The organism is Salinimicrobium flavum (assembly GCF_042684505.1).
Taxonomy (GTDB): Bacteria; Bacteroidota; Bacteroidia; order Flavobacteriales; family Flavobacteriaceae; genus Salinimicrobium; species Salinimicrobium flavum.
This window is the reverse complement of sequence record NZ_JBHULT010000012.1, coordinates 1-20,874: the sequence shown is the minus strand read 5'-3', so window position 1 is coordinate 20,874 and position 20,874 is coordinate 1. Positions and strand designations below refer to the sequence as shown.

Sequence of the window (20,874 nt, the reverse complement as noted above, 5' to 3'; positions counted from 1 at the left end):
AGAGTGACACCAGGTCAAAAGCGGGACTTACTGCAAGAAGGCTAAGGATGGATTGATCACGAAAAATTATCCGGAAATTAGTGAATTTTCTGATGATTTTTTCCATTCTTCCTGTTCTTTCAGGTAAGAGATTACCTTTTGCTGCTGCTCTTTCAATATTGTTTTCTCTTTTTCGCGGTAGGGTGCAATTTCCGATTCTGTAAGTCTCATGAATTGATCATTGAATAATCCATATACATAATGATGCTGCGCAAGATTTTGGTTTTGAATACGTTCCTTCAAGAATTCATAAACTGTTTCTTTATCTCCCAGAAGTCCGGAACAGGCTGCCAGATCCCAGTCATAAACTTCTTCAGACATAAGTATGGTTTCCTCTTTGTCTTTCTTTTTTAAAAAGTTGCATGCATTTTTAATGATGAGATCTGCTTTGGTTCTTTCACCGGAATTGCGCAGTGCAACTGCGGTATAAAATACAATGGCAAAATTGCGGGCTTCCATGTTAAGAGTATCAGTTCTCAAGGCATCGGGATGACGGTTTTTCATTAATTCTACCACTTCCTTATAATTCCCAAGTTCCAGATTAGCATGAGCTAAATTTTCAACATACCTGTCTTCAGTAATTCCTGCCGTTCTTAATTCAAATTCTTTTGTATAATCGATCATTTCCTGGTAATTTCTTTTTTTCATCATACGGTCTGCCTTGACGTAATAGGTGATTAAATTGTTTGGGAATTCTTTTTCGAGGGTCCTGAAATGCTTCTCGGCAAATTGCTCCAGTTCCAGTTCATTAGCTACACTAATAAAGCCTTCGAGATTTGCAGGGTTTGGTTCTTTGATTTTCTTAAAAGATCTGTGGTAGGTTATAAAAGCTTTATCTAAGCGCCCTTGCCGATGGTACAACCAACTTAATCCATCATATCCGGCCAGGATATCAGGATTGATTTTTATGGCATTCTGAAAATATTTTTCAGCTTTACTCATCTCTTTTCGATAGAAATAGTGCCATCCAAAATTGATATTGACTATTGGGGACAGAGGATCCAGCTTATATGCATACTTTAATTCCTTATTGGCTTTTTCATAATCTCCGGTTAGTAATAAGGGCATAGCCCTTGCAGCCCTCATTTCGGCGTCACCCGGTTTTAAGGAAATCGCGAGATCAAAAGCAGCTAAGGACTGTTCATAGTTATTCTGAATCCATTTTATGAGACCCAGGGCAGCATAAGCTTCCGGAAGATCCCGGTTGAGAAAAAGTGCAGTGTCTGCAGCTTCCCTGGCTTGAATAACCATGTCTTTATAAGATAAATTTCCAAAAATATTGAGCCATATTAAAGCCTGCGATTTTTTTGCATAAGCCAGTGCAAAATCGGGATCTAATTCTGAAGCCCGATTGAGAAGGGTAATTCCACGATCAATATCCCCGGGATTAAAAGACTGAATCATTGAGATTGCCTGTAGATAAAGATCATATGCTTCGGTATTGGTTGTAGTACTGGTTTTTAAGGTATTGTTTTCAGAAAGTAACCGAACTTTTAACTCCTGCAGTACCTGTCGGGAAATTTCATCCTGAATGGCGAAAATATTTTCAGCCGTATAAGCTCTGTCGTACGTTTTTGACCAAACATAGGAACCATCTTCAGATTTTACGAGCTTTGCCGTAACGCGTATGTCATCACCAGATTTTCGGATGCTCCCCTCCAAAATATGATCTACTTCCAGAATTTGCCCTATTTCTTTAAGTCCGGTCTCCTTATCTCTAAACTGAAAAGAAGAAGTCCTTCCCGGAACCTTTATTCCTTCGATACCGGTAAGAACATTCAGCAACTCTTCAGAAATACCATCTGCAAAATATTGTTGATCGCTATTGGGACTAAAGTCTTCAAAAGGTAAAACGGCTATTGAAGCTTTATTGGCATTTCCAGGCTCATCTCCTAAAATCGTCGATTCGGCAAAGAATATTCGTTCGGCACCTAAGAATACTAAAGCAGCCGCCAGCAAGCCGATGATCCAGGTATTTAAATGCCCCTTTTTGGGGATAATTTTTTCTGAATGAGAGAGAGTAGAAGTACGTTTGATCCCTTCCGGGGTCAGTTCAAAGGCCCAGGCCAGAATAAGTGCCACGGGAAATCCTGCGATAAGTATAACGATAACCATTTTCATCACCCAGGAAGGTGCCGAAAAAGCATTGGCAGTTAAAGCTATTATCTGGGCCACAAGCCAGGCCGTGATTGCATAAACGGTCGCGACCTTATATACGTTTCTTTTCCTTAATTCCTTGAAAAATGACGGCAATCCCATATATTGAAAGTTTATCCGGAAAAATGCAGGGAAGAAACTCCGGAAGTAAGAACAAATCTGTTGAAAATCAGGTTTATAGTCTAAACTTAAGCAAATTCTGTTATAAAATCCAATTCATTAGTCTGAAACAGTGAGATTTGCCCAAAGACAGAATAAAACAGCGGGATCATTTCTGATCCCGCTGTTTTGTCTACATTCCTTCATTGCTCGTCATGCATTACTGGCCTTCGAAGATTAAATCAGTGCTTCTTTGATCTTTCTGACGGGACTCTTTTGTTTGCGGGTGTCAATTCCGAAGAAATAATTAACGGGGCATACTTTGGTAATGGCACTTTCTGCAAGAAGAGTCCCCACCACTATGGAGGCAAGACCTTCGATTTTTCCTTTATTTCCACCCAGGGCCAGATAACCTATTCCAATTAAGGCAGGGCCTACTATGCTGCGGATGAGCTGATCTTGTTTACCTACATTTTCTTTCATTGGTCGGAGATTTTTGGTTCAACATTTGTTGTGAAATATCTTGCAATACATTCTTTAAGTTAAGAAAAAATCCCCGGCTTTTCAAGAGATTGACCTACTGAACATTCCATTCTTCCTTCCACTCTCCTTCTTTTTTCAAATAAGAGATAACACTGTTACGTTGCTCTTTGATGATTTTTTCTTCCGCTTGTTTGAAAGGACGGATTTCTTCAGGTCCAAGATTAAAGTAAACATCATTTTCTATTCCGTATACCAGGGCATGACCAATAAAATTTCCGTTTTCCACTCTTTTTTTGAAAGCATTTTTTACTGCGGCTTTATCTCCCTTAAATCCTCTGCAAATGGTATACTGCCAAAAATATCTTCCCTCATATTCTTGGGTATCTTTCTTTGGTAATTTTTGAAGATGAGTGTCAAGATTGTTCAGGATTAAATCTGCCTTCTGTTGTTCCCCGGTTTTTCGCAAAGCGGCAACCGCAGCCAGCATGTTATTAAATGATCTGTTATCAAAATCAAGGGTATCGGTACGAAGTACTTCCGGGCTTTTCTCTTTGATCAAATCGATCAACTCTTTGTGTTTTTCAGCAGCAAGATAGAATCCGGAAACCTGATCAACATAAAATGGAGGAGGCAATTGCATCTTTAAAGAATCAAATTCTTTCACCACATTAATTCCTTTTTGAAATTCCTTCTTGTTGGCCAGCCAATAAAGTTCAGTTCTAAGGGTTGCTATGTTATTCGGAAAGTCTGTTTTGAGTTCATTTAGGGCATTCTTAGCGAGCCCGTATAATCCAAGATCTACAGCCGGATAGAAGATCATACTTACAGCTTTTGATTTTTCAGCATGCTCATTGTAAGCTTTATACATAGTAATAAGGGCTTTATCATGCTGTCCTAGCCTGGCACCATAGAGGTTGACAAGAGATTCGTAGGCAACAAGATAACCCGGGAGCAGTTTAATTGCCTGTTTAAGGTGGTCTTCGGCCTTCTTGTACTCCCCGTTCATTTGATAAATTTCTCCCAGATACAGGTTGACTAGCGGGGAAAGCGGATCTAATTTGAAGGCGTATTCCAATTCCTCTTGTGCCTTTTCCCGTTCATTTTTTTGCCACAAACCAATTCCAAGACTGGCACTTATCTCAGCATCCCCGGGTTTTAATTTTTTTGCTTTCTTAAAGGCCAGTAGGGAGGACTCTTTTTGCTGCTGAAGCAGGTGATTAAATCCAAGTGCCACATAAGCTTCAGCAAGATCATCCTGTAGGAGTAATGCCCAGTCAATTGCTTTTCCCGATTCTTCCACAGTTTTAGAATATTCTGCATTTCCCATCATGTGCTGAAAAATGAGGCTTTCAGCTTTTTTTGCATAAGCAAGGGCGAAATCCGGATCCAGTGTGGTCGCTTTATTAAAATAGGCTTCAGCCTCCTCTAGATCTGAAGGGTTCAAAGTTGCTGCTTTGGAAAGACCTTTTAAATACAGGTTGTAAGCTTCAATATTTTCTGTGGGTCTCACTTTTTCGAAATCGTTTTTATCTGAAGGCAAAAGTCGCACCTTGAGTTCCTTTAGTACCTCTCTCGAAATTTCGTCCTGTATGTCAAAGACGTTTTCAGCTGAATACTGACGATCATAGGTATTTGACCAGATATGAAAACCATCCTCGATCTTGATCAATTGAGCGGTGATCCTTAGCTGGTTTCCTGCTTTTCTAACGCTGCCTTCCAGGATGTGGTCAACACCCAACTTGTTACCGATTTCCCTCAGATCCCGGTTTTTATCTTTGAACTGGAAGGAGGAAGTTCGACCTGCGACATGGAGATCTTTTACGTTTGCAAGAGAGTTCAGGAGTTCTTCAGAAATACCATCAGCGAAATATTCCTGATCTCCCTCAGCGCTGAAATCAGCAAAAGGAAGGACAGCAATTGAAGCTTGCTTCACCCGTGGTTCGTTGTCCCAAAAAGAAGTTTCTGATAGGTAGAACTTATCAAAGGCCAGGAATACTACTGCAGTAACAAGAAGACTGATCATCCAGATATTGGAACCCCTCTTATTCGTTGTGTCAGCGTTATTTGCAGTGGCCAGGCTGGAGGTGCGTTTAAAACCGCCCGGAGTAATTTCAAAGGCCCAGGCTAATATGAGGGCGATGGGGAAACCGGCCATGAGCAACACGATCACCATTTGCATAACCCATTCCGGAGCATTAAAAGCATCTGCCGCAAGATTAATGATCTGTGCGAGCAGCCAGGCGGTGATGGCGTAAACAGTGGCCACCTTGTAGACACTGCGGCGCTTTAGTTCTTTTAAGAAGCCGATGAATTTCACCTTTTCAAAGAATTGATTGAATCTAATTTAACTAATAAAAATCTGATTTACAATAGGTTAAAAGGGTGATGCTATTGCAGTAATTCAACGGTCTCTCTTTCGAAAGATCTCTGGTTTGGCCGAAGGTTGGGAAATAAACCAAAAGAAAATTAAGTGCATCAAGCCAAATATTACTCGTATTCTATGGTAGCAAATATTATACATTCAATCTAATCCTGATATAGCTAATAGTTTAATTTAAATCTAATTGTACCAGTGACAAATGTCATTTTAAAAAGCCCGATTTTGATGTAGATTTATTAGGTAAAGTTTTAAAACTTACCGCAATGAGACGAACAACTGTTGTTGTGTGGGATTGGATGTTCATTCTCACAGCCTTGCTGATAGGTCTTCTTATCTTCTATATATTTCCCGGGAAATATAGCGGTTTCAATATGGTGCTTTTTGCGGGAGTACCGTTCTATCTCTTCTTAGTTGGATTTTACGGACTGGTATGGCGGTGGATCAAACCCGAAGGCAGTGTAAACTACATCACCCATGTTTTACTGATGGGTTTGGTTTTTATGATCCTCTTTTTTATTCATGTGTACATCTTATTGCCTTACTTCTGTGATGGATTCAACTGTTTAAGGCCTTGATTACCGGGAATAGTCAATGGCCGAAAAAGGGGCTGCCGGATGATCTATCCGGTAGTCTCTGATTTTCTTCGGTTACGGCACATGGAGGGAGAAGAAAATCCTCAGTTCCTTTCCATTTCTTCCAGGCTTGTTACCCTGGCTACCTGCAGATCTTCAGTGAGATTCATGATCTTTCCAAATCTTTGAGAAGCAGTGATGAAAGTGATGAACGTGCATAATTCTGAGATCTCCCTCTCTGTGAAAACCTCTTTCAATAGTGAAAAATGAGCTTCCTGAATTGAGGTATGATCTATAGCAAATAATTCCGCGAAGGCGGTAGCATTAGTGATACGCTCATCTTTTTCATCTAAAGAAGGTTTTCCCCCTTTGACCATGCAATACTCACAACCATTTCCAAAGGCAAGAATTCTTCTAACCTGCTCAAGAAGATTAGGTTCCAGGGAAGTCTGTGTGAAAAGAGTGGTTTCCAGCTCATTCCACTTTTCCAGGATTGCCGGGTTATGGCCTATTAATTTTTCAAACGGCGTAGAACCGTTTTTTGATTGTTGGATAGACGTGCTCATCTTCGGTTAATTTTAAAAAGCACCGAAAATAGTAAATTTTAGATTTGAATTATTTATTCAGGAATTCACTTTTTCAGCAGTGGAAGTCTTGAGAAGATTTCCTGCCATCCCCTCAAATACGAAATAATGGAAAGGAAGTACAGAATACCAGTACAACCTTCCTCCTAATCCTTTGGGTCTGAAAGTGGCGGTTTGCTGCAGGTAATTTTCGCCTTCTTTCTCACAGATCCTGAATTCCAGCCAGGCTTCGCCGGGTAGCTTCATCTCGGCGTATAATAACAGTCGCTTTTTCTTTTTGTCGGCCGCCAGGACGCGCCAAAAATCGAGGGTGTCGCCGGTATTTATGTTGTGAGGATGGGTACGGCCACGTCTCAGGCCTACTCCGCCCACCATTTTGTCCATTATTCCCCTTATTTTCCACATCCAGTTGCCGTAATACCAGCCATGTTTGCCGCCAATAGACCAGATATTCCGGAGCACCTCATTGGGATCTCCCTTGATCAACTTTTCCCTTTTGTCCAGGAAACACCCATCTGTTGGAACATTTATATGGTCGAGAAGGGAATTATCTTCATAACTGGAAGCCAGGGAATCTTTCCAGCTGGAAATTACGTTGTTCTGTTCGATCTTCTGAAAAGCCAGTTCCACGGCTTTTTTATAGGAAATAGTTTTGATGCCAAGCATCTTTTCCAGCTCATTGTCTCTTGCGATCACTTCTACTTTCATACTGTTTACCAGGTTAACGGCCAGTTTATAGGATGTGGAGGTAACGAAATACAGCCAATAGGAGGAGAGCCTTGGGGTCATGACCGGAACTGTGAGGATATACCTTTTCAGGTGCCTCACCTCGGCGAATTGCAACAACATCTCTTTATAGGTGAGCACGTCAGGTCCACCTACATCAAAAGCCTTCCCAAAAGTTTCCTTTTTGAGCAACACGCCCGAAAGGAATTCCAGGATATTCCTAATGGCTATAGGCTGGCTGCGGGTATTTACCCATTTTGGGGTGATCATGACGGGTAATTTCTCAACCAGGTCCCTAATGATTTCAAACGAAGCGCTTCCCGATCCTACAATGATTCCGGCCTTGATCGCTGTCAAGGGTATCCCGCTTTTGTCAAGCAGCTCTTCTACATTTTTTCGGGAAGCCAGGTGTTTGGACAATTTCTTTTCATTGGTAATTCCTGTGAGATATATGACCTGTCGGACTGCAGTGGGTTTCACCAATTCGATAAAATTCCTGGCCGATAGTTCTTCCAGCTCTTCAAAATTATCCTGCCCTGAACTCATGGAGTGGATAAGGTAATAGGCAACATCAATATCTTTAATGGCTTCGGAAGAAGGCGGTTCCTTCAGGAAATCTACCTCAAAAAGACTGATCTTTGGGTCTGTATAAACTCCTTCTTGAGGAAAACGATCTTTGTTTCTCACGCAACAAATAACCTCATGACCCTGCGCCAGCAGAACCGGAAGCAGGCGTTTGCCTATGTAACCGGTCGCGCCGGTGAGAAGGATCTTTTTTGGGTTCATTTAATAGGGATCTTTCTTAAAGATAAGTATAAAAACAGTTGGCAGAAGATCACTCTTCCAAAATTACCAGGTCTGCAGACGCCCGGTTAAGTGCAATTGGGATATTGTTGATCACCGCAGTCCTGATAAGGGTCTGGATATCGTGCTCATGACCATGTGGGGTTTCGGCATCTATGAAAAATATGATCTTATGCACCTCCCCCTGCAAAATCCTGGCTGCCAGCAGAATGTCTCCTCCGCTCGGTCCATGTCCAAAACCCTGCACCTTAAGGTCAAGCATGTCATTAAGGAGTTTTGAAGTGTTGGTAGTCCCAATCAACTGATAGGTCACCAATTTTTCCCTGTGTACTTTGGCCCAGTTCAAAAGATCATTTTTACGACTATTATGGGCGATCAGTGCAATGGTATTGGTCATAAATTTAGCGTTGAAGTTTTTTGAAATATTGAAAATAAAAGTAATGATAATTTAAGAACAGGAGAGAGTTCCCATGGCTTTCTCCCCTAAAAGAATAATACCATCTAAAATGCCGGGAAATTATTCTTCTTTGACCCTTGTGAAGATCAAATGGTCTGAAAAAATATTCTTTTGAAAAAGATCTCTGAATTGTGCGGGGGTTGGATCTAAAAGGTAGAAATCAATATTTCCGTAAGTGTCCGGCACTTCTTTGACTGAGGCAGTCTGTCTATAATCTGCAATAAGGTCTTCAACTTCTTCAGTGGGGCAACTATAGTAAACCAGCAACTTATCATCTTCAAATCTAAAAGGAAAAACATCCCAGTTGTCATTATTTTTCAAATTTAAAATGAAATGATCGCCGTCTTTCTTCAGGACCGATTCAGGACTGTTGAGGTCATGGGAAAATTCTATTTCCCGGTCCCCCAAAAAATGAAATTCAAAACGGGAAACAATTAAGGTATCTGTATCTTCGGAAATGTAAGTTCCCCATATATTTTCCGGAAATTCATTTAAGGCAGCCAGATCTGTAGGCTGTGGTTGTTCAAATTGAACTGCGGTGCACGAGAGAAAAAGCACTGCTGCGAAGAATAGGATAAGCGGTTTCATGAGCAGGAGATTAACCTATTAAAAATACGAATTTTAGAGATCTTTTACTAACATTTTCTATCTGGTTTTTTAAATCTTAGTACTTGTTTCTGCTGGTATTTAACCCTGATTTATTTTATAACCTCCTCATTATGAAGTGAATTTCTTATCTTTAATCTTTATACCACGTTATGATGCCAGAACTGAACTCACCCGGTCTCTTTCTCGTTTATTTGATCATCTTTTTCTTGGTGATCCTCGTGAGATATTTCATTGCGGCAGGTATTTTTTATTATTACTATTATTTTTTAAAGGCAGAGGAATTCAGGGAAAAACGTCTCAGCAGAAGAGGTTGGAAAAAAGGACAATTTAAAAATGAAATGATATGGAGTACCTGGTCTTCGGTTATTTTCGCATTTTTCGGCACCTTGCTTTACTGGCTGTGGCAGGAAGGATTTACGGCGATCTATCTGGACCCTCGGCAGTATGGGATCTGGTACCTGCCGGTAAGTCTGGCCCTCGTTCTTTTCCTGCATGAAACCTATTACTACTGGGTACACAGGTTGATGCATCATCCAAAGGTTTACAGGACGGTTCATAAGGTTCATCATGACAGTCTTACCCCAACCCCCTGGACTGCTTTTTCCTTCCATCCCTGGGAAAGCCTGCTGGAGGCTATTATCCTTCCCCTAATATTACTTTTCCTGCCGGTAAATATCTATGTGTTGGGGCTTTATCTTTTGATCATGACCCTTAGCAGTGTGGTGAACCATCTTGATATAGAGATCTACCCCGCAGGCTTTCAAAAAAGCAAATTTGGAAAGCAGTTTATAGGGGCCACACATCACCATTATCATCATTCAGAATTCATGACCAACTACGGTTTGTATTTTACTTTTTGGGATAAATGGATGGGAACCGAAAGTGAGAAGATGAAATAAATATTCCTGGTCAACATTCAAAACACTTCTGAAGGTTTTCAGGAAGTTCCAGGTCTTCAGATCCTTTTAAGGGCTTCTTCAGAACATCTCTTTTTTCAATGGTCCTTCGGAATTCCCTGGCATATTCAGGTAGTTTATCCCTTCTTTTTTTAAGTTTCTTGATGATCTCCTCCTTATTGAGATCATTCAGAACATCGGGCCATACCCTAAAGGCTTCCTCAATCTTTTCATCTGATAGCTTTTTCTGAAGGAGCTTGCTTTCTTCAACAAATACTTCTTCAGGAGTAGAATGCAGGAAATAGACATCAACTGGATAAACGAAGCCCGGCACATGGTCTATATCTTCTTCAAAGGGGCGTACCAGGGGTTGCACCAGCTCATTGGTTAAAATTGTGGGTATTACTCCGTCTATTCTGAAAAAGGCGTTGTCGCGGTCTCCTCCCAGTGGAAAAGCTATAAAATCCTCACCTTCTTTTTGTACCACCCAGCCCCATTGTTTTGCATGACGGTCCCAGTCACCTATGAGCATATCAAACATTCTTGCCCGTACCAGTGCACGATGATCTATTTTTACTCTTTCTTGATATTCCATCTTTAGTTCCTGGAGGTTATCTGTGTCCATGATCTCAATGACATTTGGAAGGGAAGTCCAGTTGACCTCTCCTTCGGTCTCATACTCCAGCAGGAACAGACGGTTACCGTATTTCTCATTGTACTCTCCCAGCAGTTCCTGTTCGGGAAGGAAAACAATTTTGGGATGGGTGTGCAGGATGCCGGCAGCATCTGCCAGGGCAGCAGCCAGAATGGCACCAAAGGGATGCTGGGCAGAGATTCCATCGATCACAATATTTTCGAGACCAAGCGTCTTTGCTGCTTTTGGGATGAGGGCTTCGGGATCTTTGTTCACGCTGCGAAGACTGAAGATCTCCCCACCGGGCCCTTCCAGATCGAGGGAATGAGTTTGTTTTCCGCCACCTTCTTCCAGGATCTTAAAACCTTCAAGGTACAAAACGGGAGCTTCTATGGGAGCAGCCCAGGCTTTCCGGTAGTTCACTCCCTGCATAAAACGTTTTAAACTATTGGCATCATAAAGGTTACTGGTAATGACTACAACCGAATCATCTTGTTTTTCTTCGGGGGTTCCAGAATCTATTTTACTTATCACCTCTGAGATTCTTTCTTCTTCGGGATAAACAGAAACAGACCAATAGGTGAGGACGATCAATAGTAGTAACAGGATCAAAATGATCCCCAGGAATCTTTTCATAGAAATATTTTGTAACTAAAAATTAAGAAAATTAGTCAGCTTACAAGGTTTTTTCTTTAAAATTGATAAAATTTTAAGGCCGAAACCAATTTAGGCCGATGCAATGCCCGATCAGAATTCAATAGCTGAAACTACCTCCAGGGCCACAGGCATTTTGATACGCTCTTCGATCTTTGATTTGATCTCCTGTACCTTTTCCGGAGACATTGATTCGGCACCCACGAGTTTAAGGGAAACTACCAGAGGTTTACCAAACCTTATCTTGACGTCTCTAAGAACCACCTCATCGATAGTGGTTCCTTCAAGCGCCCGGGTGATCTTTGCCTCCTGAATGATGCGGTTGAAGGAGAGGGATAGGGGAACAGCAACCAAAACGACAATAATTAAAGTATACACAAGTCCCATTTTTGCTCTTTTGAAAGGAGCGAATCCCAGAAGTAAAAAGGTGAGGCCGGCGAATAAGATGATCCCTGCCAGGTTGGTGAGATACAAGAGGAATGCACCAGAGAATACTTCCCAGTCCATCCATCCAATTCCTATTCCCGCAACTGCCAGCGGAGGTACCAGAGCTACGGCGATCGCCACCCCGGCGAGGCTTTTCGCGATCTCTTCTTTTGCGTGGGCATAAGCAGCGGCAATCCCTGAAGCTACGGCAATTCCCATATCCAGCAAGGTAGGGGATAAACGCGCCTGGATCTCTGGAGTCATGATCTTTAAGGGTATGATAATACTTACCGCTGCTGCGAACGCAAGGGAAATCAGGGTACCGGCGATAATAGTGCCCACTCCTTTCTTTAGCATGGAAACGTCATACCGTACCATTCCCATTGAAAACGAAACGATTGGGGCAATAATTGGCGCCAGGATCATGGCTCCTATGATCACCGGTGAAGAATCACCAAATAAACCAAAAGAGGCAATAAGGGTAGAAAGCACCATCATGACCATGTAAGGCCAGGTGATCACTGCATTGTCTCTTAATACCTTGAAGAGTTCTTCAAACTCCTCTGTGGTGGCCCGGGGAAGCAAGGGTAAACGTCTTTTAATTAGTTCATTCCTTTTTTCACCCGTAGGTAAACCTTCGATCTTGAGGCTTTTTTTGCCGTTCTCTGCTACCGGTTCCCCGCCATAAATGCTTTTCTGGTGAAGGATAAGTGCTTTTGGCTGCACCTCGAGCAGAAGTTCTTTAGAAGTCTCTTTTTCCCCGTCTACCATGTATTCAATAGGTTGTTTGTCTTCCACTTTTAAGGTGGATGCTTTTATGCTTCCTATGAAGGATGGCAGGTGGGTAATGGGTTTTTTTCTTGGCCATAGGCTCCGCAGGAAAAACCAGAGAAGGACGAGCAGGTTTTGGGGTGACAGAATCAGGGCATAAAATGTTCCGTCATTAATAGAACTCTCCTGCACTAACCTTTTTGAGACCAAAGAACTTAGTGAATGTTCCACCACAATGATACCCAGGGCTGAGGTGTGTATGATCTTGTCCTCCCCGCTGCTTATTTCAAAAGATTTATGGGTAAGGGAAGAGACCTTTCTGATGTTATCTATTATCTGGTAAACCTCCTTCAGAAAATTATGCGAATGTTCCTGCTGTTTTAAGAGAAAGATGCTTCCAATGTTAACCGACTGGAATACAGGTTTTTCGTTGCAAAACAGCAGATCAAGGTACTGAGGTTCTTCACACATAAGGATACTGGTTGCCACATCTTCCAGTTTTCCAGAGATACCCAGTCCTTTAGAAGTATAAGTGTTCTCAGGGTGAGGCAGGATCCCCAGGGGCCATTCCTTCCTGGCAGCAATGGGTAAAAGCTCTTTTAGGTCCTGGTCTGGAAGGTAAAGCATAAAAACACTATCCTCTTCTGGCTCGAACTCCGCGCTGAAAGGAAAGGAATCCAGTTCATACGTGTGTTCTTTGATAAGGGGAAGGATATTTTCTTTTACTGTTTCTACATCCTCTGGCCGGTGTAAAAGATAAAGCATACTGCCTGTTTTTACTGCAAGATACGTATTTTTTGATGCTGCCGGGAGAGCATTAAGAATCCCTTAGGAGTAGATCCTCAATTTAAACTTCCAGGTTCAGGTTTGGGGAATTGGTACTTCCTTCAGGGAAAAAGAAAATAGAAGTTTCAGCCGCAGGTGTTTTAAAAAAGCATGTGCTTCTCAGGAAAAAAATCTTACTTTTGTTCAACTAACTTCTCTTTTTATCTATTCTATGAGCCAAAAAATGCTGCTTGCGTCCAAAGAGATGAACATCATTTTACAACGTTTGGCCTGTCAACTTGTTGAAAATCACACTACTTTTGAAAATTCTGTGATCATAGGGATCCAACCCAGAGGTGTCTTTCTGGCTAACAGGATCGTCAGGATTCTTGAAGAGGAGTACCAGATCAAGGATGTAAAACTGGGACACCTGGATATAACATTTTACCGGGATGACTTCCGGAGAAGTGAGAAACCCCTGGAAGCAAATAAGACCCATATAGATTTTGTAGTAGAAGATAAGCGGGTGATCTTCATTGACGATGTGCTTTACACCGGTCGAAGCATCAGGGCAGCTCTTACCGCCGTCCAGTCCTTCGGAAGGCCAAAGGAAATAGAACTCCTCACCCTTATTGACCGTAGATTCAGCCGTCATTTACCGATTCAGCCCGACTATAACGGAAGGCAGGTAGATGCTATTAACGAAGAAAAAGTAAAAGTGAACTGGCAGGAGAATGAGGGAGAGGATGCAGTATATCTTATTAGCAAATAAATACCATGACAGAATTAAGTGTCGATCATTTATTGGGAATAAAATATCTTGGGAAAGAGGATATTGAACTCATTTTCCGAACAGCCGATCATTTTAAGGAGGTCATTAACCGTCCCATAAAAAAGGTTCCTTCGTTGCGGGATATCACCATTGCTAATCTTTTTTTTGAAAACAGTACCAGGACAAGACTCTCTTTCGAACTTGCTGAAAAGCGACTGAGCGCAGACGTAGTTAATTTTTCGGCGGCTTCCTCCTCGGTAAAAAAAGGGGAAACCCTTATCGACACAGTAAATAACATCCTGTCCATGAAAGTGGATATGGTGGTGATGAGACATCCCAACCCGGGGGCTGGCATTTTTCTTTCCAGGCATGTGAATGCCAGTATTATCAATGCGGGAGATGGAGCCCACGAGCATCCAACCCAGGCTTTGCTGGACTCTTATTCTATAAGGGAAAGATTGGGTGGGGTAGAAGGAAAAAAAGTGGTGATAGTAGGAGATATCCTGCACAGCAGGGTTGCCCTCTCCAATATTTTTGCACTTAAATTACAGGGGGCAGAGGTGAAAGTATGCGGGCCCAATACCCTTATCCCCAAACATATCAGGTCATTGGGAGTGGAGGTGGAGCCTAACCTTAGAAACGCCCTCGAATGGTGTGATGTGGCAAATATGCTGCGGGTACAGCACGAGAGAATGGATATAAGTTATTTTCCCAGCACCCGTGAATATGTACAACTGTTCGGACTTAATAAAACCCTGCTGGATTCCCTGAATAAAAGGATAGTAGTGATGCACCCGGGACCTATTAACCGGGGAGTGGAGATAACCAGTGATGTAGCAGATTCAGATCAGGCCATTATCCTTGACCAGGTTCAGAACGGGGTTGCTATAAGAATGGCTGTAATCTATCTGTTGGCATCAAAAATTAAACAGTAATGAAAATAATTCAAAAAGATAACTTCAAGATATTTCAGGATGAAAGGGATGATGTAAAGGACTTTGCTTCCTACCTGGAGAAGAATCATGGTGGCTACAGGGAGGAAAATGTAGTGATTGATATACTAAAATACGGGCAACTAAGCCTCGATCAACTCCTTGCCTTCCTAAAATTGAGCAATGAACACCGGGCGAACAAAAGATCTTTTGTTATTGCCAATGACGCGATAAATATTGAGAGGGTGCCCGAGGAGCTCATTCTGGTACCAACTTTGCAAGAGGCGGAAGATATAATACAAATGGAAGAGATCGAAAGAGAGTTAGGGTTTTAAAAGCCGCTCTGTGATTTTTTCTTCGGAAAAATTGTTCCTGAAATGAAACTTACCATCCTTGGTTGTTATGCCGCCACCCCCCGCACCTTTACTAATCCAACCTCACAGGTCCTTGAGATCAACAATGAGTTGTTTCTTATTGACTGTGGTGAGGGAACGCAGGTGGAACTGCGGCGGAAGAAGATCAAATTTGGCAGAATAAAACATATTTTCATTTCCCACCTTCACGGGGACCATTTCTACGGATTGATAGGTTTGATCTCAACATTTATGCTGCTTAACAGGGAGACAGAACTTCATGTCTATGGCCCAAAGGGGATCAAGGAGATCATTACCCTGCAGCTCAAGCTATCAAAATCCTGGACAAGTTATCCACTTTACTTTCATGAATTATCTGGCAGGGAGCCTGAAGTGATCCTGGATACCAAAAAAGTTTCCGTAGAAACCATTCCGCTTGATCATCGGGTCTATTCCAATGGATATTTATTCAGGGAAAAACCCGGCGACCGTAAGTTACGAATGGAGGAGGTAGAGAAATACAATATTAACGTGGCATATTACCGTGGGATCAAAAAAGGAAAGGATGCAGTCCTTGAAGATGGTACGGTTATTTCCAATACCTTTCTTACCGCCGACCCGGAGCCACCAAAAAGTTATGCCTTTTGCAGTGATACAGCCTATAATCCCGGAATGGTACAACAATTAAAGGATGTTTCTTTCCTGTACCATGAGGCTACTTTCCTTGAGGAGCACGCTTACCTCGCCAGGCCTACCAAACATTCTACTGCGAGAGAAGCAGCTGCTATTGCACGGGCTGCCTCTGTAGGTAAACTCATCCTGGGCCATTATTCCACGCGTTATGACTCTATTGAACCCTTTAAAACAGAGGCTTCAGAAGTTTTTCCGCAGGTAGAACTTGCAGATGATGGTAAAACCATCATTTTAGAGTAGGGATCTTCACCTTCTCCAACCCCTGAAAAAATAAAAACCTAATCCTCATTTTAAAGTAGGAACTATCTTTTGTTTTTGCTCCTGATCGGCCTATTATTGCCGTTTATCTACTCTTTCCCACCTTCCATTTTGTAAGAATACAGGCCTAACTATGTTAAAATTAGTATAAATTGTGTATTTCATCGATTAAAATGTTTGTTAATCGAAATTAATTGCTACTTTCATAATCCCAAACCTACTAATTGACATTTTGATTATGAAGAACTTAACCTACTTCGTGTGGTTAATGGCAATATCAGTATTTTCTCTTACCTCCTGCTCAAAGGAAAATATAGAGGAAATGGATAGTGCCAACCTTACTACAAAAATGGCTCCTGTTAATTATTCATCTATTGAACTTGACGTATTAGACCTTGTCAACGCCTATCGCGTCCAGCAGGACCTGACAGAATTGCTATCTCTTGATGAAGGTTCCCGTCAGGCCGCCACCCATAACCAGCATATGATCCAGAACAATGAAGTTTGCCATGATGATTTTGGTTCAAGATATGAAGCCCTTGTGAAAGCCGAAAATGCCAAAGCGGTAAGCGAAAACGTTGGTTTCGGATTCAGAACGGCAGAAGCCGTTGTTAACGCCTGGATCAAAAGCGATGGTCATCGCGAGAACATGATAGGTAACCATACCCATTTCGGAATTTCTGTTAAAGAAGGGAAAGACGGGAAGTTATATTTTACCAATATATTTGTAAGAAAGTAAGCCAACCCAATTAAGATTAATTCCACTCAATTTTTCATTACTAACCAAAAGGAGGCCTTGAAGCCTCCTTTTCCGTTTAAATAAGGTGAAGAGGGAAACTGTAACCCAATTACATCCAGTCTCCTTCCCCCCTTAGGATCTTTGATAAATCCAGTCTCCTTGTCCTAAGGAGCTCACGATTAACGTGTATTCGTGCCGGGATAACTGTGGTAAGGGTAATAAAAAAAGGAGGCCCTATAGGCCTCCTTTATGGAGTGGTTGGTTAGTTAGAACGAATATTCTACTCCATTTTTACCACTTTAAAGATGGATCTTCGGTTTAATTGATGTTGCTCTTCGTTACAGTCTTTACAGTCAATTTCAGGCTGTTCTTCGCCATAACCTTTAAAAGTTACGATGCGGTCTTCTGCTATCCCGTTCTGCACCAGGTAATCAAAGGTTGACTGAGCACGTCTTTCAGCAAGTTTTCTATTATATTCAACAGACCCCCTCTTGTCTGTATGTGAACCTATTTCTATCACCAGTTCAGGGTATTCATTGGTCATTAAATCTACCAGTTTATCCAGTTCATTTGCAGCATCGGGTCGAATATTGGATTTATCGAAATCAAAGTAGATCTTGTTGATCTCTGCCAGATATTCAACATCTCTAACCGGCGAAAGTTCAATGTTATGGATAAGTTCTGTACGGTCGTCCATATTAGAGGTGGAAATACTTTCAGATTTATTGATGTATTTTATATGTTTGGTTTCCAGCGGAAAATTTTTGTTCCGGGTTATTGGAGTTTGAAAATTCCCAAGAGTATCGGTTTCCAAAAAAGCAATTTGCTGCCCATCCTCCCCTAAAAGCCGCAAGGTTGCACTTGCTATGGGTTTTCCGTTTATAGAATCTGTAACCTGCCCCTTAAGAACAAGCGGCGCCAGGATACTCATTTCATAAATATCATCATTCCCCTGGCCCCCGGTGCGGTTTGAGGAAATGAAACCCCGGGAGTTGTCTCCTGAATTTCTGAAGAAAGCAAAATCGTCCATACTGCTGTTTACGGCTTCCCCTAAATTCTGAAGTTTTTGTGGAGCTTCAGCAGTAACTACGAAAATATCAAGTAATCCGTAACCTTTATGTCCGTCTGATGAGAAGTAAAGATCGCCTTTTTGATCAATGAATGGAAACACTTCATTCCCCGGGGAATTCACAGTGGAACCAAGATTTTCAGGGGTTCCAAAAATCCCATTTTCGACACTCACTTTATAGATGTCAGATCCTCCTAGTCCCCCCGGTGCTTCCGAAGCAAAATAGAGTGTCTTACCATCATTGGAAAGACTGGGATGACCCACAGAGTAGGAGTCGCTGCTAAAAGGCAATTCTGTTATATTTCCCCACTCTCCGCCCGACTTTTCAGCTTTATAGATCTTCAGGTGGTTTACACCCTCATCATCTTTTTTTCCGTTACGGTTGTCGAGATAATTGTTTCTGGTAAAATACATGGTATTCCCATCTTCACTAAGAGTAACCGGGCCTTCATGTCTTGGTGAATTCACTTTCCCTTCCACAGGTTTCACTTCTCCACCTTCATAAGTGGTTTCGTAGATATCCAGGAAAGGTTCCCCTGTCCAGTCATAGATCTTTGTTTTGGTGTCTGCCTCTCCTCTTGCTGAAGTAAAGTATATGACACCCTGATTTTCAAAAGTTCCAAAATCACTGTAAACCGAATTAAAAGACGCCGGTTGCAATTTGAAACTTTCAAAGCCTTCAAAGGTTGCGATCTCATCCTCAGACAATAATTCTGAAGCTTGCTTCGGGTTTTTTCCCTCTTCCTGATATTTCTTCAGCCATTCACGGGAAAGATCGTAATCCCTTACCCCACGAAGCATTTGAGCATACTGGTAATAAGCTTCAGGAGAAACATCTGGTTGTTCCACAGCATCCCGGTAATAAATCACCGCATTCTCTGGATCCCTAAGCATGTAGTAGCTTTCAGCGATCTTTAGGGTATTATAGGAAGTATTATAATCCCGCTCCAAAAGGTCTTTATAGGCTTCGATGGCTTTGGTATATGCAAAATCATTGAACAGCCTGTCTGCTTTTTTCTGTTTTCCCGACTGGGCAGAAAGTACAAATGCCGAAAATATGAGCAACAGAAGTAGATAGTATTTTTTGTTCATAATTCTATATTTTGATTAGAAGAACCTTGGGGATTTGTATTTGGTGTTGTTCATTCTGAGTTCATAGATCAACAGGATCTCGTGTGAACCCGAAGTATAAGGCTCCAGGTCTGAAATCGAATATTCATAGGCGTATCCAACCCTGAAATTGGGAAGTACCTGAAAATCTACGAAAGCACCCACAGCATCATCTATTCTCCAGGTTGCCCCCAGATACATTTTTTCATCATAAATAAATGTAGAAGAAATGTCGACTGACAAAGGAGCACCGTCTGTAACCTTTGCAAGGGCGGTTGGCCTTAGCTTCCATTGGTCACTTAGATCAAAAACGTAGCCCCCGGTAAGATAATAGTGGACCTGTTCAAGGGCTACATACTCACTTCCTTCCCGATCATTATTATCGTTATTGATAAACTTCGGAGCAGAAAGCCCCAGATACCAGTCCTGCGAAGAGAGATAAAGCCCAGCTCCAAAATTGGGAGTCCAGCGGTTAAAAGTATCACCGCGAAAGAAAGGATCATTGGGTACATCGACCATTAATTCTTCCTCCAGATTATAGTAACTCATTCCCCCTTTAAGACCCATGGAAAGGGTAGTGGAGGGGCTTAAATTAATCGTATAGGAGAAATCTGCATACGCATAGGTATAGTTCTCATATCCAATATTGTCATTGATGATCGAAAGACCTAATCCCACTTTCTCATTCCTGAGCGGTGAATGAATGGATAAGGTCTGCGTTTTTGGTGCACCATCGATTCCTGCCCACTGACTTCTGTGCAGCCCTACCACCGAAAGTGCATCACGGTTACCCGCGTATGCCGGATTGATAGAGATAGTGTTGTACATGTATTGCGTGAACTGGGGCAATTGTTGCGCGCTGGTACCTACACTAATAAACAGAAGGATTATAATTGGGTAGATTTTTTTCATGTTTATTGATTTATTTTGTTCCTAGATAGATGTAACCCTGGATTGGATTGAATCCGCTTTCTTTGATTTCTACAATATAGAAGTATGTTCCCGCAGGAAGTTGGTCTCCTGTAAAAGAATTACTGGAAGTTCCATCCCAGTTACCGGTATAGTTATCAGACTTGAAAACTTCGTTCCCCCAACGGTTGAATACTTTTAAGGTGTAAATAAAGCCACAGTCAATCCCTTTTCCTACTTCCAGTTTATCATTGAAGCCATCTCCATTTGGAGTCACAGCTTTAGAGATACTGTTTCTTACATCTTCCACCTCACATGGAAGAACCACACCACAATCATCGATCTCTATGGTGATTTCTGTAGTGGATGGGCATGCGCCTTCAATCACATAGGTGAAGGTGTAGAATCCGGCAGCGATATCAGGGTTTAAGCTGTTTCCTGTCAACGCTCCGGTTTGATCTGTATCCACCCAGGTTCCGGTAACTGCATCGTTTCCGTTAACAAGAGTGCTTAGGTCGAAAAGACCTGAGTCATCACATATTGGAGAAGAAGGACTAGTGACTGTAACGTCATTTTGAGGTTCTTCTACAGTGAAACTAACTTCGGCAGAAAGACATCCGTCTTCGTTTCCAGCTGTTAAAGTGTAAGATCCGGGAGCCAAATCTTCAAAAATTCCATCAGCATCTTCATCGGCGATCTCATTTCCATCAGCATCTGTAAGGATAAAAGTGATTCCTTCAATTAGTTCCAATACTACAAATCCGGTTGGATCTTCACATGTTGCCTGCAGTAATTCCTCGATTACCGGGGCTGCAGGAGCTGTTGGTACGTCATTGATCATTACAGTAAGCGCTTCAGACACACATCCGTCAGTATTTTTTGCAACTACAGTATAAGTATTGGCAGCAAGATCAGACCATGAAGTGGTAGTTCCAAACGCACCTCCGTTGAAGCTGTAAGTCATTCCGTCCACAGCAGTGATG

At 41.9% G+C, this 20,874-nt stretch carries 19 protein-coding genes; 7 read left to right on the top strand and 12 right to left on the bottom strand.

The genetic code is table 11. The annotated features are described in order from the left end of the window. Positions 1-66: 66 nt before the first annotated feature. The 3 genes from ACFSTG_RS13745 to ACFSTG_RS13735 all read right to left on the bottom strand — a co-directional run bounded on the left by ACFSTG_RS13745 (position 67) and on the right by ACFSTG_RS13735 (position 5,095). The gene (locus tag ACFSTG_RS13745) at positions 67-2,298 is read right to left on the bottom strand and encodes a tetratricopeptide repeat protein (protein ID WP_380754178.1); all 2,232 of its coding nucleotides are present in this window, start codon (positions 2,296-2,298) and stop codon (positions 67-69) included. 234 nt (positions 2,299-2,532) lie between these two features. Next, a complete protein-coding gene (locus ACFSTG_RS13740) occupies positions 2,533-2,778 on the bottom strand; it encodes a YgaP family membrane protein (protein ID WP_380754175.1) in 246 nt (81 codons plus the stop codon). Between the two features lie 94 nt (positions 2,779-2,872). Next, the gene (locus tag ACFSTG_RS13735; protein ID WP_380754172.1) at positions 2,873-5,095 is read right to left on the bottom strand and encodes a tetratricopeptide repeat protein; all 2,223 of its coding nucleotides are present in this window, start codon (positions 5,093-5,095) and stop codon (positions 2,873-2,875) included. 326 nt (positions 5,096-5,421) lie between these two features. On the opposite strand from ACFSTG_RS13735, the gene ACFSTG_RS13730 reads away from it, so the two are divergent. Then, positions 5,422-5,733, top strand: a complete 312-nt coding sequence (locus tag ACFSTG_RS13730) for a hypothetical protein (RefSeq protein ID WP_380754170.1) — start codon at positions 5,422-5,424, stop codon at positions 5,731-5,733. Between the two features lie 101 nt (positions 5,734-5,834). Here ACFSTG_RS13730 and ACFSTG_RS13725 read toward each other — a convergent pair whose 3' ends face one another. The 4 genes from ACFSTG_RS13725 to ACFSTG_RS13710 form a co-directional block, all read right to left on the bottom strand. Beyond that, positions 5,835-6,296 (bottom strand): carboxymuconolactone decarboxylase family protein, encoded by a 462-nt coding sequence (locus tag ACFSTG_RS13725; protein ID WP_380754167.1) that lies wholly within the window; start codon positions 6,294-6,296, stop codon positions 5,835-5,837. Positions 6,297-6,353: 57 nt separating this feature from the next. After that, a complete protein-coding gene (locus ACFSTG_RS13720; RefSeq protein WP_380754164.1) occupies positions 6,354-7,826 on the bottom strand; it encodes an SDR family oxidoreductase in 1,473 nt (490 codons plus the stop codon). Between the two features lie 49 nt (positions 7,827-7,875). Next, a complete protein-coding gene (locus ACFSTG_RS13715; protein WP_380754161.1) occupies positions 7,876-8,241 on the bottom strand; it encodes a methylglyoxal synthase in 366 nt (121 codons plus the stop codon). 120 nt (positions 8,242-8,361) lie between these two features. Next, positions 8,362-8,889 (bottom strand): hypothetical protein, encoded by a 528-nt coding sequence (locus ACFSTG_RS13710; protein ID WP_380754158.1) that lies wholly within the window; start codon positions 8,887-8,889, stop codon positions 8,362-8,364. 170 nt (positions 8,890-9,059) lie between these two features. Here ACFSTG_RS13710 and ACFSTG_RS13705 point away from each other — a divergent pair, with 170 nt between their 5' ends. After that, complete coding sequence (locus tag ACFSTG_RS13705) at positions 9,060-9,809, top strand: sterol desaturase family protein (RefSeq protein ID WP_380754155.1); 750 nt, start codon at positions 9,060-9,062, stop codon at positions 9,807-9,809. 10 nt (positions 9,810-9,819) lie between these two features. Here ACFSTG_RS13705 and ACFSTG_RS13700 read toward each other — a convergent pair whose 3' ends face one another. After that, positions 9,820-11,076: a hypothetical protein gene (locus tag ACFSTG_RS13700; RefSeq protein ID WP_380754152.1), complete on the bottom strand. Its 1,257-nt coding sequence runs from the start codon at positions 11,074-11,076 to the stop codon at positions 9,820-9,822. Positions 11,077-11,187: 111 nt separating this feature from the next. Next, positions 11,188-13,056, bottom strand: coding sequence for a TIGR00341 family protein (locus ACFSTG_RS13695; RefSeq protein ID WP_380754149.1), 1,869 nt, complete (start codon positions 13,054-13,056; stop codon positions 11,188-11,190). 232 nt (positions 13,057-13,288) lie between these two features. Between ACFSTG_RS13695 and pyrR the strand changes: the two genes are divergently transcribed. The 5 genes from pyrR to ACFSTG_RS13670 all read left to right on the top strand — a co-directional run bounded on the left by pyrR (position 13,289) and on the right by ACFSTG_RS13670 (position 16,803). Next, positions 13,289-13,828, top strand: coding sequence for a bifunctional pyr operon transcriptional regulator/uracil phosphoribosyltransferase PyrR (gene pyrR / locus ACFSTG_RS13690; protein WP_380754146.1), 540 nt, complete (start codon positions 13,289-13,291; stop codon positions 13,826-13,828). A 5-nt stretch (positions 13,829-13,833) separates the two neighbouring features. After that, the gene (locus ACFSTG_RS13685; protein ID WP_380754143.1) at positions 13,834-14,763 is read left to right on the top strand and encodes an aspartate carbamoyltransferase catalytic subunit; all 930 of its coding nucleotides are present in this window, start codon (positions 13,834-13,836) and stop codon (positions 14,761-14,763) included. Then, on the top strand, positions 14,763-15,095 hold the full coding sequence (locus ACFSTG_RS13680) for a ribonuclease Z (RefSeq protein WP_380754140.1): 333 nt from the start codon (positions 14,763-14,765) through the stop codon (positions 15,093-15,095). Before ACFSTG_RS13685 ends, ACFSTG_RS13680 begins: the two co-directional genes overlap by 1 nt. Positions 15,096-15,137: 42 nt before the next feature. Next, positions 15,138-16,046, top strand: a complete 909-nt coding sequence (locus ACFSTG_RS13675) for a ribonuclease Z (RefSeq protein ID WP_380754137.1) — start codon at positions 15,138-15,140, stop codon at positions 16,044-16,046. 256 nt (positions 16,047-16,302) lie between these two features. After that, a complete protein-coding gene (locus ACFSTG_RS13670) occupies positions 16,303-16,803 on the top strand; it encodes a CAP domain-containing protein (RefSeq protein ID WP_380754134.1) in 501 nt (166 codons plus the stop codon). A 280-nt stretch (positions 16,804-17,083) separates the two neighbouring features. Here the strand turns inward: ACFSTG_RS13670 and ACFSTG_RS13665 are convergent, their stop codons facing one another. From ACFSTG_RS13665 to ACFSTG_RS13655, 3 genes are all read right to left on the bottom strand, one after another. Continuing rightward, complete coding sequence (locus tag ACFSTG_RS13665) at positions 17,084-18,964, bottom strand: OmpA family protein (RefSeq protein ID WP_380754131.1); 1,881 nt, start codon at positions 18,962-18,964, stop codon at positions 17,084-17,086. A 15-nt stretch (positions 18,965-18,979) separates the two neighbouring features. Then, positions 18,980-19,894 (bottom strand): PorP/SprF family type IX secretion system membrane protein, encoded by a 915-nt coding sequence (locus tag ACFSTG_RS13660; RefSeq protein ID WP_380754128.1) that lies wholly within the window; start codon positions 19,892-19,894, stop codon positions 18,980-18,982. A gap of 10 nt (positions 19,895-19,904) precedes the next feature. Next, positions 19,905-20,874: gliding motility-associated C-terminal domain-containing protein (locus ACFSTG_RS13655; RefSeq protein ID WP_380754125.1), on the bottom strand; the 970-nt coding region annotated here is incomplete at its 5' end.